The organism is Mycobacterium sp. 852002-40037_SCH5390672 (assembly GCF_001665875.1).
Lineage (GTDB): Bacteria > Actinomycetota > Actinomycetes > Mycobacteriales > Mycobacteriaceae > Mycobacterium.
In genome coordinates this window covers 201,696-219,651 of the sequence record NZ_LZTA01000038.1, presented here as the reverse complement: position 1 = coordinate 219,651, position 17,956 = coordinate 201,696, and the positions used below count along the sequence as shown (strand labels likewise).

Sequence of the window (17,956 nt, the reverse complement as noted above, 5' to 3'; positions counted from 1 at the left end):
CCCGACCCGTAAGTTGGACACGTGGCTCTTCCCAACCTCACCCGCGAACAAGCTGTCGAGCGCGCCTCCCTGATCACCGTCGCCAGCTATCAGATCGACCTCGATCTCACCGACGGCTCCGGTCCCGGCGGTCCTCCCGGTGAACGGACTTTCCGGTCGATCACCACGGTGGTGTTCGACGCGCTTGCCGGCGCCGACTCGGTCATCGACATCGCCGCCGACACCATCCGCAGCGCCACGCTCAACGGGCGCGATCTGGACGTCTCCGGGTACGACGAGTCGATCGGTATCCCGCTACGCGGCCTGGCCGACCGCAACGTCGTCGTGGTTGACGCGGACTGCCGCTACTCCAACACCGGTGAGGGTTTGCATCGGTTCGTCGACCCGGTCGACAACGAGACCTACCTGTACTCGCAGTTCGAAACCGCCGATGCCAAGCGCATGTTCGCGTGCTTCGACCAGCCCGATATGAAGGCGACCTTCGATGTGCGGGTGAGTGCGCCCACGCATTGGAAGGTGATCTCCAACGGCGCGACGGTGTCGGTGAACGACGGCCTGCACACCTTTGCCACCACTGCGCGGATGAGCACCTATCTGGTCGCGTTGATTGCCGGTCCGTACGCCGAGTGGAACGACGCCTACACCGACGAGCACGGCGAAATCCCGCTGGGCATCTACTGCCGGTCCTCGCTGGCCCAACACATGGACGCCGAGCGCCTGTTCACCCAGACCAAGCAGGGATTCGGCTTCTACCACAAGAACTTCGGGCTGCCCTACGCGTTCGGCAAGTACGATCAGTTGTTCGTCCCCGAATTCAACGCCGGCGCAATGGAAAACGCGGGCGCGGTGACTTTCCTGGAGGACTATGTCTTTCGCAGCAAGGTCACCCGCGCTTCCTATGAGCGGCGCGCCGAGACCGTGCTGCACGAGATGGCACACATGTGGTTCGGGGACCTGGTCACCATGGCCTGGTGGGACGACCTGTGGCTGAACGAGTCGTTCGCGACCTTCGCATCGGTGCTGTGCCAAAGCGAGGCAACCGAATTCACCGGGGCCTGGACGACGTTCGCAACGGTCGAGAAGTCGTGGGCCTATCGCCAGGACCAATTGCCCTCGACCCATCCGATCGCCGCCGACATCCCCGACTTGGCCGCGGTCGAGGTGAACTTCGATGGCATCACCTACGCCAAGGGCGCTTCGGTGCTCAAGCAGCTCGTCGCCTACGTCGGGTTGGAGCACTTCCTGGCCGGGTTGCGAGATTACTTCCGCGCCCACGCCTTCGGCAACGCGACGTTCGACGATCTGGTCGCCGCGCTGGAGAAGGCGTCCGGACGTGACCTGTCCGACTGGGGTCAGCAGTGGCTGAAAACGACCGGGCTGAACACACTTCGGCCGGAGTTCGATGTCGACACCAACGGCAAGTTCACCCGGTTCGCCGTGACCCAGAGCGGCGCCGCCCCAGGCGCCGGCGAAACCCGGGTGCACCGGTTGGCGGTCGGGATCTACGACGACGACGGAACCGGAAAGCTGGTGCGGGTACACCGCGAGGAACTCGACGTCGAGGGTCCCGTGACGGAAGTCCCTGAGCTGGTTGGTGTTTCACGAGGCCAGCTGGTCCTGGTCAATGACGACGACCTGACGTATTGCTCGTTACGGCTGGACGGCGAGTCGCTGCGCACCGCGTTGGAGCGCATCGCCGACATCGCCGAGCCGCTGCCGCGTTCGCTGGTCTGGTCGGCCGCCTGGGAGATGACGCGCGAGGCCGAACTACGGGCCCGCGACTTCGTGGCCCTGGTGACCGGCGGGGTGCACGCCGAATCCGAGGTCGGGGTGGCACAGCGGCTGCTGCTGCAAGCCCAGACGGCGCTGACGTCTTACGCCGAGCAGGGCTGGGCGCGCGAGCACGGCTGGCCGCAGTTCGCCGACCGCTTGCTGGAATTGGCGCGCACCGCGCAGCCCGGCTCGGATCACCAACTCGCCTTCGTCAACACGCTGTGCTCGTCGGTGCTGTCGGCCGGCCATGTTGCGACGCTGGCGGACCTGCTCGACCACGACCCCGCCGAGTTGGGCTTGGCCGGCCTCGAAATCGACACGGACCTGCGTTGGCGGATCGTGACCGCACTGGCCACCGCCGGCGAAATCGACGCCGACGGCCCCGCGACGCCGTTCATCGATGCCGAGATTGCGCGCGACCCGACCGCCGCCGGCAAGCGGCACGGCGCCCAGGCCGCGGCGGCGCGACCTCAGCTGCAGGTCAAGGAGGAAGCCTGGACGAAGGTCGTCGAGGACGACACCCTGGCCAACATCACCGCCCGCACGATCATCGGGGGCATCGCCCCGCCGGGGCAGGCCGAGTTGCTCAAGCCGTTCACCGCCCGCTATTTCGAGGCGATCTCCGGAGTCTGGGCGCGCCGGTCCAGCGAAGTGGCCCAGACGGTGGTGATCGGCCTGTATCCCCACTGGGACATCAGCGACGAGGGCATCGCCGCCGCCGACAAGTTCCTGTCCGACCCCGAGGTGCCGGCGGCGTTGCGACGCCTGGTGCTCGAGGGTCAGGCCGGGGTGAAGCGTTCGTTGCGGGCGCGCCGTTTCGACGCCGGCGACGACCAAGCCGAGGGCTGAGCCCAATTGGTGGCGACCCGCCGCACCCGGCTACGCCGCGCTTGCGATCGCCACCAGCCCAATTGGTGGCGACCCGCCGCACCCGGCTACGCCGCGCTTGCGATCGCCACTAAGCCGGTGAAATCCCCGCGCTGAGCACGCGGATCGCGCTGACCAGGCCGTCGACCAGGTCGCCGCGCTCGAAGGCCGAGGACGCGGCGGCGACACCCAGCGGTGCGGCCGACTCGGCGCCGCGACCGCGAACCTGCGTGCCGTAGACCACCTCGATGACCTTCTGGTCGGGTGAGACGGCCAGCAACACGGCGTTGTCCGGAGTCGGCACGTCGGCCAGGATCTCGCGGGCCCGCGCGGCGGTATCGCTGCCCAGGTCGCCCAGATAGATCGCGAAACGCGTCTTGGATGCCCTGGAACCGAACTTCAGCGCATCGTCCACGGCGACGAGATCTTTGGTCGAAAACGGGAATTGCACCGAGAGTTCGCCGGGCTCGGTGACGCCGGAGATCCGTCCGCTGGTGGTGATCACCCAGCCGGGAGGCAGCTCCGTGGGTTCTCTCGTCGCTACCTCACCACGTGCCACTGGCGCCACCTCCAACTGAGAATTCCGACGTGCCGTGCCCACTATGTCCGCCGTGGGCGTGGCCCACATCTTCGTCGGTGGCAGCCCACAGGATCGGCGGATGCGTCCACTTCTCGCCCAACTTGTAGGGCGCTGGGTGCGGTCCCTTGTGGGACCAGATCAGCACCGACAGCGTGACCACCAGCAACAGCGGTATTCCGAGGAAGAACAGGTGGATTTGCAGAAGGCTCACGACGCAAACCGTATCCCACCGGGCGATCTACCGGCGCGACCGGACACCGGATTGTTGATCAGGCCGCGCCTTCACCGAGATATCGGGCCCAGGCCGGATCCAGTTCCTTGACCGTTGACAGCAGCCGCCAGTGCTGCCCGGTGGGCGGCAGCGGCGCCCGGCGCAGCGCCCAGCCCAGCTCGCTGAGCAGTTTGTCGCCCTTGCGGTGGTTGCAGGTCGAGCAGCACGCGACGCAGTTCTCCCAGGAGTGGTCACCGCCGCGGCTGCGTGGCAGGACATGGTCGACGGTGTCCGCCTTCCCCCCGCAATAGGCGCAGCAGAACCTGTCGCGGTGCATCAGCGCGGCGCGCGTCATCGGGACGCGCGCCCGATAGGGGACGCGGACGTAGGAGCGCAACTGGATCACCGAGGGCACCACGATCGAGCTGGTCGCCGAGTGGATGACGGGACCGGTCGGATCGTGGTGGACGACGTCGGCCTTTCCGCAGATCACCATGACGATCGCCCGGCGCATCGGCAGCGCGGTCAGCGGCTCGTAGGTGGAATTCAGCAGCAGGACCCGCCGACGACTCCAGATGGAATTGCTTTCGGAGCGGGCGGGCGGATGGGTTTCAACACTATGCAGCGACGACGCGGTTGCGGGCCCCGTTGACCCTGCCGCGGCTACCGGACTGCGGTGACTGCGGCGTCTCTTGCCCTGCGCCATAGATCCTCCGCGAACAGTCCACCATGATTCGCCGCCAATCGCACCCTATCGCAGGTGAACGCCGTGTCGATCCGGTGAACAGCATGCGGGGAGCCGGGCCGCCTCCGCTCGGCACCGCGACGATGCACCACAATGGACGGCGATGGATCAGATAGCAGAGTCCTTCTACGACGCGGTCGGCGGTGCCGAGACTTTCCACGCGATCGTGTCACGCTTTTACGCTCAGGTTCCCGAGGACGAGATCCTGCGCGAGCTGTATCCGCTGGACGACCTCGAGGGCGCCGAAGAACGCCTGCGGATGTTCCTCGAGCAGTACTGGGGCGGCCCGCGGACCTATTCCGACCGGCGCGGACGCCCCCGGCTGCGGATGCGTCACGTGCCGTTCCGGATCACTCCCCTGGCGCGTGACGCGTGGCTGCGGTGCATGCACACGGCCGTCGCGTCCATCGATTCGCAGACCCTCGACGACGAACACCGTCGCGAGTTGCTCAACTATCTGGAAATGGCTGCCCACTCACTCGTCAACTCGCCCTTGTGAGGGCGAACCTTGTCAGCCCATGAAATGAAGCGGGGTGGAATGGAATCCAAGCCGTGGTGGTCAAGCGCGGTGTTCTATCAGGTGTACCCGAGGTCGTTCGCCGACAGTGACGGCGACGGCGTCGGCGATCTGGACGGGGTGACGGCCCACCTGGAGCACCTCCAGCAACTGGGCGTGGACGCGATCTGGCTCAATCCGGTCACCGTGTCGCCGATGGCCGATCATGGTTATGACGTCGCCGATCCGCGTGACATCGACCCGCTGTTCGGGGGAATGGCCGCCATCGAACGGCTGATCGCCGCGGCGCACGAGCGGGGCATGAAAATCACCATGGACGTGGTGCCCAACCACACCAGTTCGGCGCATCCGTGGTTTGAGGCGGCGCTGGCTGCCGGCCCAGGCACCGACGCGCGGGAGCGGTACTTCTTTCGCGACGGCCGCGGCGAGATTGGTGAGCTGCCGCCGAACAACTGGACCTCGGTGTTCGGCGGATCGGCGTGGACGCGCGTGGTCGAACCCGACGGCAACCCCGGTCAGTGGTACCTGCATCTTTTCGACGCCGAGCAGCCCGACCTGAACTGGGAGCACCCGGACGTCTTCGATGACTTCGAGAAGACGCTGCGGTTCTGGCTGGAGCGCGGCGTGGACGGCTTCCGCATCGACGTGGCGCACGGCATGGCCAAACCGCCGGGCCTGCCCGACTCGCCCGAGGTCGAGTCGAAGGTGTTGCACCACACCGACGACGACCCGCGCTTCAACAACCCGAGCGTGCATGACATTCACCGCGATATCCGCAGGGTGGTCAACGACTATCCCGGGGCGGTGACCGTCGGCGAGGTCTGGGTCACCGACAACATCCGCTGGGCCGAGTATCTGCGTCCCGACGAACTGCACCTGGGGTTCAATTTCCGGCTGACGAAGATCGACTTCGATGCCGCCGAGATCCATGACGCGATCCAGAACTCGCTGGCCGCCACCGCCCTGCAGGACGCCGTCCCGACCTGGACGCTGTCCAACCACGACGTCGGCCGGGAGGTCACCCGCTACGGCGACGGTGAGGTCGGGCTGCGCCGCGCCCGCGCGATGGCGATGGTGATGCTCGCCCTGCCCGGTGCGGTGTTCATCTACAACGGCGAGGAACTGGGTCTGCCCGATGTCGAGCTGCCCGACGAGGTGCTGCAGGACCCGACGTGGGAACGCTCGGGACGCACCGAGCGTGGCCGGGACAGATGTCGGGTGCCGATCCCGTGGTCGGGCGAGGAGCCCCCGTTCGGGTTCTCGCTCTCTTCCGATACCTGGTTGCCGATGCCGAAGGAATGGGCGGCACTGACAGTCGAGAAGCAAAGCGGCGATCCCGACTCCACGTTGTCATTCTTTCAGCGCGCACTCGAATTGCGAACGCGCCGCGTGGAATTCGACGGCGACGGGGTGGAGTGGCTGGATGCGTCCCGCGATGCGGTGATCTTCCGGCGCCCCGGTGGGCTGATCTGCGCGCTCAACAGCGGCGAATCCCCGGTGCCCCTGCCGGCGGGTGAGCTCATCCTGGCGAGTGCACCGCTGCTGGGGGGCAAACTCCCGCCGGATTCCGCGGCCTGGCTGGCGTAGCCACCCGGCGTCGCGGCGGCGGAGTCACGGTGAGCATTTCGCGCCCGACTGCTCTATATGTTGTGCATGGCCTCCTACGAGTGGACAGTGATCGGCGCCGGGCCGGCGGGCATCGCCGCGGTGGGAAGGCTGCTGGATCACGGGGTCGCCGCCGAACGGATCGCCTGGGTTGACCCGGCCTTCGCCGCCGGAGACATCGGCCAGAAGTGGCGATCGGTCTCGAGCAACACCCACGTCGCGCTTTTTCTCGAATACTTCAACGGCTCCAAGTCATTTCGCTTCTCGCAAGCACCACCCATGCCGCTCAAGGAGGTCGATCCGCAAGAGACCTGTGCGCTCGGTCTGGTCGCCGAACCCTTGGTGTGGATCACCGAGCATCTGCATGAGCAGGTCGACGCGTTCACCGGGACGGCAACCGCGTTGACCTTGCAGGACCGGCAGTGGCGGATCCAGACGGAACAACGCGACATCTCCTCCAAACATGTGATCCTGGCCGTCGGCGCAGAGCCCAAAAAACTTAGCCACCCTGACCTCGATGCGATTGCAGTCGAGGTGGCCCTGGATCCCGAGAAACTCGCCCAAGAGCCACTTGCCGGCGCGACGGTCGCCGTGTTCGGCTCGTCGCACTCGTCGATGATCGTGCTGCCAAACCTGCTGCGCCATCCCGTCGAACGGGTGATCAATTTCTACCGAAGCCCGCTGAAATACGCTGTCTATCTGGATGATTGGATCCTTTTTGACGACACCGGCCTGAAGGGCCAAGCGGCCGCCTGGGCGCGGGAGAACATCGATGGGGTGCTTCCGGACCGCCTCGAGAGGTGCTGGGTATCGAGCCCGGAATTCGCCGAGAAACTGGCGCAGTGTGACCGCGTCGTCTACACCGTCGGCTTCGAGCGCAGGAAATTGCCCGAGACACCGCAATGGGGCCGGCTGGACTACGACCGCACCAACGGAATTCTTGCCCCCGGTCTGTTCGGCGTGGGCATCGCGTTCCCCCAATACGCCGAAGACCCCTACGGGCACGGTCAGTTCCGGGTGGGCCTCAAGAAATTCATGGACTATCTCGACGCAGTCCTGCCGCTGTGGCTGCGCTACAGCCCCTGATCCCCGCGACCGCACGCGGCCGGCGACCGCATTAGACTCAGCCTGATCCGTTTGAGAAATCCGCCGCCGCCTCGCTCATGGCCGGCCGCATCAGCCCAGCAGCAGCGCGGGATCGCCGCGGCGGCGATACACCGAACCGAACCGGGCGTCGAGCCGCAACCACGTCGGCAGTATCCGGACCCGGATCAATTCGTCAGCGGCGACGGCATCGGGCGACTGCGGCAAAAAACCCATCGCGGTCAACGCGAATACGCAGCGCATGGGTAGCCCGACCTGCACGTCGCCCGAGCTGACCTGAACGACCTCCTGGTCGAGCAGCGAAACCGGCGGACCATGAGAACTGCTGTGCTCCTTGGCAAGTTGCGCACCGCGTTGCGCGAGGTCGAGCATCACCCGCGCCGGTATGTCCTCGAGATGAGTGAAGCCGGATTCCGGCGGCAACGCGCCCCGCCACGCCGAATCCATCGCGAAGCCGGGATTGACGTAACCGCAGGCGTCCATCGCGGACAGGCCGCGCGCCAGCGCGTCCGCACCCACCGACAAATCACCCGGCCGCACTTCGCCGACCACTACCCTGCTGGCCAGTACGTCGAAACCCGTTGCGACCCAGGCCGTCACCAGCCCTTGTGATCGAGTCCGGAACCGGATGATCGCCGCGTCATCGAGTCGCAGCGCTCGATCGACGAACGCGGCCAAATCCGTGCGGTGGGCGGACCTGGCGTCGGCGTCCAGCCATAGTCCGCGGTCGGCTACCTGATCCACCGTTGTAAATACTCCCGGTGTTGTGGCGAGAGCCGCACCAGCCGCTGCTCCTCGATATGGACCGCGGCCAGTTGAGACTCGGCGATGACGGCGGGCTTCGACTCCGGATCCGCGGCAACCGAGCGCACTTCATAGCCCAGTGTGAAGTCGACCGCCCGCAACCTCTTGGTCCAGATGGTCACCTGCAGCGGTGAATCCACCAGCCGCAGCTGGCCTTTGTAGGTCACCTTGACTTCGGCGATGAGCAACCCGATGGTCAAGATGTCGACTTCGAACGCTTCGCGCAGGAACTGTACCCGCGCCTCCTCCAGGATCGTGACCATGGTGGCGTGGTTGACGTGCTGATACATGTCGATGTCCGACCAGCGCACTGGAACGGGCGCGACGAAGCCGACGCTCAACTCGATGATCCTCTTCCACTGGTACGGGTCATGCGACGGATTTGGCGCGCGGCGACGGACAGCGTCGCGAGATCCTTGTCCCCACTCTCCTGGATCTCGATGAGTGTTCGACGGGCCCGCTCGACCCTGGAGGCACTCAGGTGCTCCCACTCGCCGATCTTCTCTTCACCACTTTCGTCCGGCTCCCCCACGGCGAGCACATCGAAGCACAGCGACCGCAACGAAGCATAGATATCATCACGAATCGCCAAGCGCGCCAAGGAGTGCCAGCGATCCTGTCGAGGCAGCTCGGATACCGCCGTCAACAACCCATCGGTGCCGAGCCGGTCCATCAGCGCGAAATAGGTGTCCGCGACCTCGGCGGCGTCGATGTCATTGATGTCGCCGATGTCGATGATGTCGAGCAGGCTGAAGCGGTAGAGACCGGCGGCGACCATGTAGGCCAGGTCTTCGGGTGCGCCCTGGGAGGCGAATTCCGCGGCTTCCTTTTCCACTATGGCTTTGTCGTCACCGCGCAGCCACTCCGACATGCGCGGCGTCAGCGCCCGTACTTTGGCGGCGAACCGGTTGATCTCGGCGCCGACCGCCAGCGGCTGCGGGCGGTAGTTGAGCAGCCAGCGCCCGGCGCGGTCGATCAGCCGCCGGGTATCCAGTGTGAGCCGATCCGACAGTGCGACAGGAAGGTTCGCCGCGCGGATGCGCCGCCAGATCTCGCCCACGCCGAAGATGGCGTCGGTGGCGACGTAGGTGCGCACCGCGTCCACCGACCCGACGCCGACGTCTTCGGCGATCCGGAAGGCGTAGCTGATGCCGGCGGCGTCCACCAGGTCGTTGATCAGCATGGTGGTGACGATCTCGCGGCGCAGCTGATGCGTGCGGATCTCCGGAGTGAACCGTTCCCGCAACGGTTTCGGGAAGTACAGCGGCAGCCGGGATGCGAACACATCCTGTTCGGTCAGCTCCGTCGCCAGCATTTCCTCCTTGAGCCCCAGCTTCACGTGCGCCATCAAGGTGCACAGCTCCGGTGAGGTGAGTCCGATGCCGGCCTCGGCGCGGCGCCCGATCTCCTTCTCCGAGGGCAGCGCTTCCAGGTCGCGGTGGATGCCGCGCTCGTCCACCAGGTACTGGATCAACCTGGCGTGCACCGGCAGCAGGCTGGCCGCGTTCGCGCGGCTGGTGCCGATCAGGTCGTTCTGGTCCTCGTTGTCGGTGAGCACCAATTGCGCGACCTCGTCGGTCATCGACTCCAGCAGCGGTTTGCGCTCCTGCGGCGTGACCTTGCCCGCGGTGACCAGCGAGTCGATCAGGATCTTGATGTTGACCTCGTGGTCGGAGCAGTCCACCCCGGCCGAGTTGTCCATGGCATCGGTGTTGATCCGACCGCCCGACAAATCGAACTCGACGCGACCCAAGGCGGTCACCCCGAGATTGCCGCCTTCGCCGATCACCTTGGCGCGCACCTGGCTTCCGTTGACCCGCACCGGGTCGTTGGCGCGGTCACCGACGTCGGCGTCGGATTCGGACTCCGCCTTGATGTAGGTGCCGATGCCCCCGTTGAAGAGCAGGTCCACCGGCGCCTGCAATATCGCCTTGATCAGGTTGGGCGGCGTCATTTCGGTGACGTCCTCGTCCGATCCTTCGATGCCCAACGCATCGCGGACCTGGCGGCTGACCGGGATCGCTTTGTGCTCACGGCTGTACACACCGCCGCCCTCGCTGATCAACGACGTGTCGTAGTCCTCCCAGCTGGACCGCGGCAGGTCGAACATCCGTTGACGTTCCTCCCAGGAACGCGCGGCGTCGGGGTCGGGGTCTAAAAAGATGTGCCGGTGGTCGAAGGCGGCGAGCAGCCTGATGTGTTTGCTCAGCAGCATGCCGTTGCCGAAGACGTCGCCGCTCATGTCGCCGATGCCCACCACGGTGAAATCCTGGGCCTGGGTGTCGATATCCATCTCCCGGAAGTGCCGTTTGACGGCCTCCCACGCGCCCTTGGCGGTGATGCCCATGGCCTTGTGGTCATAGCCGACCGACCCGCCGGACGCGAACGCGTCGCCCAGCCAGAATCCGTAGGACTTCGCGACATCGTTGGCGATATCGGAGAAGGTGGCGGTGCCCTTGTCCGCGGCCACCACCAGGTACGCGTCATCACCGTCGCGCCGGATGACTTCCGGTGGCGGGCTGACCTTTCCGGTCGCATGGTCGACGTTGTCGGTGACGTCGAGCAGGCCGGAGATGAACAGCTGATAGCACGCGACGCCCTCGGCGCGGCTGGCGTCGCGATCGGCGGCGGCATCGCCGGTGGGCAGCGGTGGCCGCTTGAGGACGAATCCGCCCTTGGCACCCACCGGCACGATGACGGCGTTCTTGACCGCTTGCGCCTTGACCAGGCCCAGGATTTCAGTGCGGAAGTCGTCTCGACGGTCCGACCAGCGCAGCCCACCACGGGCCACCGGGCCGAACCGCAGGTGCACGCCTTCGACCCGGGGCGAGTAGACGAAGATCTCGTATTTGGGCCGCGGCAGTGGCAGCTCGTCGACCAGCTGGGCGTCCAGCTTGATCGCCAACACGTTGCGCGCCCGGGCCGAACCCTCGCGTGTCACAAAGAAATTGGTTCGCAACGTGGCCTGCACCAGCGATGCGAACGCACGCAGAATGCGGTCGGTGTCCAGGCTCACCAGCGCGTCGATGTCGGCGGCGACCGCCGCGGCGGCCGCCTGCGCATCGCGGCTCGTCGATGAACTCGACCGGGGGTCGAACAGCGCCTCGAAGAGCGCCACCAGTGATCGCGCGGTCGAGGGGTGCTCGTTGAGGACCGATTCGATGTAGGACTGGCTGTACGGGAAGCTCGCCTGCCGCAAGTACTTTGCGTAGGCGCGCAACAGTACGACCTGCTGCCAACCAAGGCCCGCGCGCATCACCAACTCGTTGAACCGGTCGATCTCAAGCCGACCCTGCCAGATCGCCGTGACCGCGTCGGCGAACCGCTCGGCCATCGCGTCGCGCTCGGTTTGCGTCGATGCCAGCTGGATGGTCGGGTGCGGCGAGATCTTGAACTGATAGATCCACACCGGCAGCCCGTCGGAACGGTTGACCGTGAACGGGCGCTCCTCGAGCACCACCACGCCCATGCTCTGCAGCATCGGCAGCAGCTGGCTCAGCGAGGCGGTGCGTCCCCCCATGAACCAGGTCAGCTGGGCGGTCCCGTCCTCGCTTTCGGTGAACACCAGCTTTACCGAGTTGTCCTGCAGCTCATTGATGATCGCGATGTGGTCGATGGCATCGGCCGGGCTGACGACCTGTTTGTAGGCCTCGGATAAGGCCGCCGCGTAGTACTCGGCGTCGGTGTGCCCCACGGATCGTTCGACGGCGGCGGCGACGAGCCGGTCGGCCCAAGTCCGCGCCGCTTCGCTCAACAGCGCCTGAATGCGGATTCGGTTGCCCTCGGAGACGTCGACCGGTGCGGCGTCGGGGCCTTCGGAAGGCAGCCGAACCATGAAATGCATCAGGGCCCAAGGCGATTCGCTGACCCGTGCGGTGAATTCCAGCCGGGTGCCGCCGAATTCGTGGACCAGGATGTCTTCGATCTGCAGCCGCACCGCCGTCGTGTAGCGGTCGCGGGGCAGATACACCAGGCAGGAAACGAAGTACTGCAGACGGTCGGCGCGCAGGAACAACAACGCGTTGCGTTGCGGTCCCAGATCCACCACCGCTTTGGCCATCGCCAAAAGCCGTTCGGCGCTGAGTGTGAACAGCTCCGAACGGGGAACCGTTTGGATGACGTCGAGCAGCAGCTGGCCCGGGTGGATCGGGTCACTGTCGGCCATTGCCAAGGCTTCACGAACCCGGCGCGAAATCGTCGGGATTTCCAGGACGTCGGCGTTCATGGCGGCCACCGTGAACAGCCCGACGAAGCGATGCTCGATCACGGCGCCGTCCACGTATTCGCGAACCGCGATGGCATACGGGTAGGCGCCGTAGCGCAGATAGCTGCCCACCACGGATTGCGCGAGCACCAGCAACCTGTCGTCGTCGGTCAGCCGGGGGCGCGAGCCGGTGCGGGTGCGCAGGACGCCGAGGCCGGGCGACCCGTCGCCGGAGACCTGACCGTCGTGCACGTGGCAACGCTGATAGCCGAGCAGCAGGAAGTTGCCGTTGCCCAGCCAGCGCAGCAGCGCCGCGACGTCGTCGCGGTCCGGCGCCGAGAAGTGGTTGTCGGCATTGGCCTCGACCTGTCCGGCCAGATCGTCCAGCGTGGCGATCAAGGTCGACGCGTCGCTGGCGACCTGCTGAACGTCGGCGAGCACCTTGGGCAGCAGCCGTTCGACCTCGGTGAGTCCCTTGCTGTCGGCCGACGGCAGGAGTTGCACGTGTATCCACGCCTCCCCGGCGTATTGCGACGCGCCTTCCGCTTTTGGCTCGACGCTGAGCAGGGTCCCGTCGGGACTGCGCTGCACGTCGAACACCGGCGTCATGATCGCCGTGTAGGGGACACCGAGCCGGTGCAGCAGCACGGTGACGGAATCCATCAGCATGCCGCCGTGATCGGTGACGACTTGCAGCGCGGGACCGAACCCGGCGGGGTCTTCGACCGGGTACACCGCGACGCGGCTTTCGCCGTCGGGTCGGTGCAGTCCGAGGCGATAGTGCGCGCTCAGCATGGCGGGGGTCACGATCGCCGACGGCACCGTCAGGTCGATGGGCCTGGTTTCCGCGCCACCCGATTCGTCGCTATGCGGGCCGCGATAGCTCTCTACGTAGGCTCTCGAGATCCACTCAGGAATGTCCTGCGGCTGGGTGAAGGTCGTCCACGGCTCGAGATCCTGTCTAGCTCCGGGATCGAGCGTCATGCCGATAGCTCCCAACTGGCGACGGTTGTCAGTGCGCTCGATCGCCGCGTTCCGTGGCGATGCGGGGCAGAGCCGACACTAGTCGCGCGTTAGCTTGCGGTGGGTCACTCTGTGCGGCCGTGCCGCATCGGCACCGAGCCGTTCGATTTTGTTCTCTTCGTATGCACCGAAGTTGCCCTCGAACCAGAACCACTTGGCCTCGTTATCGTCGTCACCCTCCCAGGCCAGGATGTGGGTGCAGGTGCGGTCCAGGAACCACCGGTCGTGCGAGATCACCACCGCGCAGCCGGGGAATTGCTCGAGGGCGTTCTCCAGCGAACTCAGGGTTTCGACGTCCAGGTCGTTGGTGGGCTCGTCGAGCAGGATGAGGTTTCCGCCCTGCTTGAGCGTCAGCGCGAGGTTGAGCCTGTTGCGCTCGCCACCGGAGAGCACGCCGGCCGGCTTCTGCTGATCAGGTCCCTTGAACCCGAACGCCGACACGTAGGCCCGCGACGGCACCTCGGTCTGGCCGACGACGATGTGATCCAGTCCGTCGGAGACGACTTCCCACACGTTCTTTTTGGGATCGATTCCGGCGCGGGTCTGGTCGACGTAGCTCAGCTTGACGGTCTCGCCGACCTTGACCGTGCCGCTGTCCGGCTGCTCGAGACCAACGATGGTTTTGAACAGCGTGGTCTTACCGACCCCGTTGGGACCGATGACGCCGACGATGCCGTTGCGCGGCAGAGTGAAGGACAGGTCCTTGATCAGGGTGCGGCCGTCGTAGCCCTTGTCCAGGTGGTCGACCTCGACCACCACGTTGCCCAGCCGCGGGCCGACCGGGATCTGGATCTCCTCGAAGTCGAGCTTGCGCGTCTTCTCCGCCTCGGTGGCCATCTCCTCGTAGCGCTGCAGGCGTGCCTTGCTCTTGGCCTGCCGCGCCTTGGCCCCGGACCGGACCCAGGCCAGCTCCTCGGTCAACCGCTTCTGCAGCTTGGCGTCCTTGCGGCCCTGCACCGCCAACCGCTCGGCCTTTTTCTCCAGGTAGGTCGAGTAGTTGCCCTCGTACGGGTAGGCGCGGCCGCGGTCCAGTTCCAGGATCCATTCGGCGACGTTGTCCAGGAAGTACCGGTCGTGGGTGACCGCCAGGATCGCGCCCGCATAGGACGCGAGGTGCTGCTCGAGCCACTGCACGCTTTCGGCGTCCAGGTGGTTGGTCGGCTCGTCGAGCAGCAGCAGGTCGGGCTTGGACAGCAGCAGCTTGCACAGCGCGACGCGGCGGCGCTCACCGCCGGAGAGGTTGGTCACCGGCTCGTCGGGCGGCGGGCAGCGCAGTGCGTCCATGGCCTGTTCCAGCTGCGAATCGAGGTCCCACGCGTCGGCATGGTCGAGCTGCTCCTGCAGCCGGCCCATCTCCTCCATCAGCTCGTCGGAGTAGTCGGTGGCCATCAACTCGGCGACCTCGTTGAAGCGGTCGAGCTTGACCTTGATCTCGCCCAGGCCTTCTTCGACGTTGCCGCGAACGGTCTTCTCCTCGTTCAGCGGCGGCTCCTGCAGCAGGATGCCGACGGTCGCGTCGTTGGCCAAGAAGGCATCGCCGTTGTTCGGCTTGTCCAGTCCCGCCATGATCCGCAAGACGCTCGACTTGCCGGCGCCGTTGGGCCCAACGACTCCGATCTTGGCGCCTGGATAGAAGCTCAACGTGACGTCGTCCAGGATCACCTTGTCGCCGTGCGCCTTGCGGACCTTTTTCATCGTGTAGATGAACTCAGCCATGCCGCGGTCATGCCTTTCTGGTTGCAGAGCGATCTCGCGGACCATCCTAGGCATCGCCCGGCAGCCGCGGCCCCGCGCCCGAGCGCAGGCTCAGGCCGGAACGGAAAGCGGGGCCTCGTCGGAGGCCTCAGCTGCGTCGGCCGGATCATCAGCGGCCAGTGGGTCCTCGCTACCAACGTCGACGGCGCCGACGGGAGTTCCCGGGGCGCTTTCCTGCGCGGCATTGGGGCCGGTGTAGCCGGGCTTCTCGATGCGCACGATGACGCGGGACAGGTCAGGTCCGACCGCCGTCGCCCGCATCTCCACCGACGACCGGCGGTTGCCGTCGCGGTCCTCGTATTCGCTGGTGTACACGTGGCCCACCACGATCACCGGTGCGCCCTTGCCCAAGGCGGCACCGACGCCGGTCACCAGCTTTCCCCAGCAATTGACCGTGACGAACAGCGAGTGCCCGTGCTCCCAGCCGCCGTCACCGGTGCGGCGGCGCGAGTTGCTGGCCACCCGGAACTTGATGACCTCCTGATCGCCGACCTTGCGGCGCGCCGGGTCGTTGACGATGTGACCGACGACGGTAAGCGGGGTTTCGAACATGGGCTGATCCCTTCTCGATTGCATTCTCTGGCTATGGCCGCCAGTAAGCGCGGCGCCACCGACGAACACCGTGGGGAACAGTGGTGAAAATCGGACGGGCCGCCCGTCGCTGTGGAAGAAAGCGGGACTGTGAATCAGTCGGGATTACGGGGGGCATGGCCGGACCGCCTGGGCGTCTCGCCCTGCGCCAGCTGCGCCAGCATCGCGTTGTAGGCCATCAGCTCGGCGTCGTCGTCGCGGTCGGCGGCCCGGTCCAACCGCTTGGCGGTGCGACGATCACTGCGCGCCCACTGGATGAGCAGCGCGAGCATCACGATCACCAGCGGGAATTCTCCCGCCGCCCAGGCGATGCCGCCGCCCAGTCGCTGATCGCCCAGCAGGTCGGTGTGCCAGCTCAGGCCCAGCGAGCGGTAGTAGTCCGCGGCGAGCACCTTCTTGGTGCCCATCAACACCACCCCGAAGAAGGCGTGCAGCGGCAACGATGCGAACACCACGGCCACCTTGGCCAGCGGCGGGATCGGTCGCGGCGTCGGGTCCACCCCGATCACCACCCAATAGAACAGGTAGCCGCTCAGCAGAAAGTGCACGTTCATCGCCAGATGCCCGGCGTGGCTGCTCGCGGTGGTGTCGAAGAGGTTCGACAGATACAGCCCGTAGAACCCGGCGACGAACAGCACGGTGGCCACCACCGGGTTGGTGAGGAACCGGGAGAATCGGCTGTGCAGCGCGGCCAACAGCCATTCCCGCATGCCCGGCGGATCGTCACGGCCGGCCGCGGGCAGCGCCCGCAACGCCAGGGTGACCGGGCCACCCAGCACCAGCAGGATCGGGATCAGCATCGACAGGCACATGTGAACCACCATGTGCATGCTGAACATCGCCGGCATGTAACGACCGACACCCGACGACGTCGCGAACAGCAACACCAGGCAGCCGAGCAGCCAGGAAAAGGTTCGGCCGGGCGGCCACTTGTCGCCGCGGCGGCGCAGCCGCACCAACGCCGCCACATACAGTGCGGCGAAGACAAGGGCCGCGGAACCGAAGATCAGATCGAAGCGCCAGTCGAACAGGATGCGCGTCACCGTCGGCGGCCCGTCGAAGTCGTAACCGATCTCCGCTTCGGGAATCGACGGCAACCGCGCCGGCGGTGGTGGCGGCGGCGTGCGGCCCAGCCCGACGGCGACGCCGAAAGTGAGGCCGAAAACGGCGGCCTCTATCAGCGTCAGCCGCACCAGCGCGCCACGCGCGCGCACTCCACTCGGATCTGCTTGCAGCGCAGCGACACTCACGCGTCGCTGGCGCCAGCCGAGCCCGCCCAGCAGGCACAGTGCGACGAACTTGGCGATGACCAGCCGACCATAGTCGGTGCTGAGCAGGTCGGGTGGCTGCACGCGCACCGCGGCGTTGACCAGTCCGCTCACCGCCATCGCGACCCAGCACCACAGCGCAATCATCGAAAAACGCCGGGCGGCCAGCCCGAGGTGACCGCCGCCCCGCAGGGCGTGGGCAAGCAGCGCGAGCAGGCCACCGGCCCACAGGCTGGCGGCGACCAGGTGGATCAGCAGGCCGTTGGTGGCCAGGTCGTGCGAGCCGCCGGCCGACGAGTGACCGGTCAGACCCAGCGGAATGAGCGTCATCACCGACGCGGCGACCAGCACCGGCGTCCACGACCAACGCAGCACCGACAGGCTGGCGAGCGTGATCGCCGCGGCCAGGATCGCGGTCCAGCGCCACGCCGAGGCGTTGGTGATCAGGCCCGCCAACGACCACATCCGCATTGGGCTGACGTCGACGATGGGATGGCCGGACACGTCGGAGATGGTCAGCGGGACCAGCAGGGCGGCGCACACCGCCCACACCCCCGATGCCACCGTCCCCAGCCGAAGCGCCCGGTAGCCGTCGGCGTCGAGGACACCGCTGCGTTGCGGCGGCACCAGAAAAGCGGCGAACAGAAACGACCCGACCGCGAGCACCGCGGCGATCTCGCCCGCTGCCCGGACGAACGGCAGCCCCAGGGTGGTCACCGGACCCGGATCGGGGAGGCCCGTCACGGTCAGCGCGCTGGCCAGCGACAGCGTCCCGATGCCGGCGGCCGTGCAGCCCGCCAGCACGGCCACCCCGGCCAGCACCGGCCACAGCAGCGCGCGTCGCTGGGCAGACGCCTCGGTCGGGGCCTTGTCAGCCGGCGGGGCGACGGTCATACATCCAGGGTATGG

The 17,956-nt window shown here is 66.6% G+C and carries 13 protein-coding genes; 4 read left to right on the top strand and 9 right to left on the bottom strand.

Translation table 11 applies throughout. The annotated features are described in order from the left end of the window. Window positions 1-21: 21 nt before the first annotated feature. Window positions 22-2,622 carry an aminopeptidase N gene (pepN, locus tag A5782_RS06400; RefSeq protein ID WP_067096663.1) on the top strand — a complete coding sequence of 867 codons (2,601 nt, stop codon included), beginning with the start codon at window positions 22-24 and terminating at the stop codon, window positions 2,620-2,622. A 109-nt stretch (window positions 2,623-2,731) separates the two neighbouring features. Here pepN and A5782_RS06395 read toward each other — a convergent pair whose 3' ends face one another. The 3 genes from A5782_RS06395 to A5782_RS06385 all read right to left on the bottom strand — a co-directional run bounded on the left by A5782_RS06395 (window position 2,732) and on the right by A5782_RS06385 (window position 4,137). Then, window positions 2,732-3,199 (bottom strand): DUF5130 domain-containing protein, encoded by a 468-nt coding sequence (locus A5782_RS06395; protein WP_067096660.1) that lies wholly within the window; start codon window positions 3,197-3,199, stop codon window positions 2,732-2,734. Beyond that, entirely contained in the window at window positions 3,186-3,422 is a 237-nt protein-coding gene (locus tag A5782_RS06390) for a hypothetical protein (RefSeq protein WP_067097025.1), read from the bottom strand. Before A5782_RS06390 ends, A5782_RS06395 begins: the two co-directional genes overlap by 14 nt. Before the next feature lie 67 nt (window positions 3,423-3,489). Then, window positions 3,490-4,137 carry an HNH endonuclease gene (locus A5782_RS06385; protein ID WP_067096657.1) on the bottom strand — a complete coding sequence of 216 codons (648 nt, stop codon included), beginning with the start codon at window positions 4,135-4,137 and terminating at the stop codon, window positions 3,490-3,492. A 151-nt stretch (window positions 4,138-4,288) separates the two neighbouring features. Between A5782_RS06385 and A5782_RS06380 the strand changes: the two genes are divergently transcribed. The 3 genes from A5782_RS06380 (at window position 4,289) to A5782_RS06370 (ending at window position 7,384) form a co-directional block, all read left to right on the top strand. Next, window positions 4,289-4,675, top strand: a complete 387-nt coding sequence (locus A5782_RS06380) for a globin (RefSeq protein ID WP_156623829.1) — start codon at window positions 4,289-4,291, stop codon at window positions 4,673-4,675. Window positions 4,676-4,714: 39 nt separating this feature from the next. Then, window positions 4,715-6,280: a glycoside hydrolase family 13 protein gene (locus A5782_RS06375; RefSeq protein WP_082942797.1), complete on the top strand. Its 1,566-nt coding sequence runs from the start codon at window positions 4,715-4,717 to the stop codon at window positions 6,278-6,280. A gap of 87 nt (window positions 6,281-6,367) precedes the next feature. Next, window positions 6,368-7,384 (top strand): pyridine nucleotide-disulfide oxidoreductase, encoded by a 1,017-nt coding sequence (locus tag A5782_RS06370; protein ID WP_067097022.1) that lies wholly within the window; start codon window positions 6,368-6,370, stop codon window positions 7,382-7,384. A gap of 90 nt (window positions 7,385-7,474) precedes the next feature. Here A5782_RS06370 and A5782_RS06365 read toward each other — a convergent pair whose 3' ends face one another. The 6 genes from A5782_RS06365 to A5782_RS06340 form a co-directional block, all read right to left on the bottom strand. Then, window positions 7,475-8,146, bottom strand: coding sequence for a hypothetical protein (locus tag A5782_RS06365; RefSeq protein ID WP_067096648.1), 672 nt, complete (start codon window positions 8,144-8,146; stop codon window positions 7,475-7,477). Then, window positions 8,134-8,547, bottom strand: coding sequence for a thioesterase family protein (locus A5782_RS06360; RefSeq protein ID WP_067096645.1), 414 nt, complete (start codon window positions 8,545-8,547; stop codon window positions 8,134-8,136). The genes A5782_RS06365 and A5782_RS06360 overlap by 13 nt, the downstream gene beginning before the upstream one ends. After that, window positions 8,544-13,394 carry an NAD-glutamate dehydrogenase gene (locus tag A5782_RS06355; protein ID WP_067096643.1) on the bottom strand — a complete coding sequence of 1,617 codons (4,851 nt, stop codon included), beginning with the start codon at window positions 13,392-13,394 and terminating at the stop codon, window positions 8,544-8,546. Before A5782_RS06355 ends, A5782_RS06360 begins: the two co-directional genes overlap by 4 nt. Window positions 13,395-13,472: 78 nt before the next feature. Then, a complete protein-coding gene (gene ettA / locus A5782_RS06350) occupies window positions 13,473-15,149 on the bottom strand; it encodes an energy-dependent translational throttle protein EttA (RefSeq protein ID WP_067096640.1) in 1,677 nt (558 codons plus the stop codon). 90 nt (window positions 15,150-15,239) lie between these two features. Next, entirely contained in the window at window positions 15,240-15,740 is a 501-nt protein-coding gene (locus tag A5782_RS06345) for a single-stranded DNA-binding protein (RefSeq protein WP_067096637.1), read from the bottom strand. A 134-nt stretch (window positions 15,741-15,874) separates the two neighbouring features. Continuing rightward, complete coding sequence (locus A5782_RS06340) at window positions 15,875-17,941, bottom strand: cytochrome c oxidase assembly protein (RefSeq protein WP_067096634.1); 2,067 nt, start codon at window positions 17,939-17,941, stop codon at window positions 15,875-15,877. Between the last annotated feature and the right edge of the window lie 15 nt (window positions 17,942-17,956).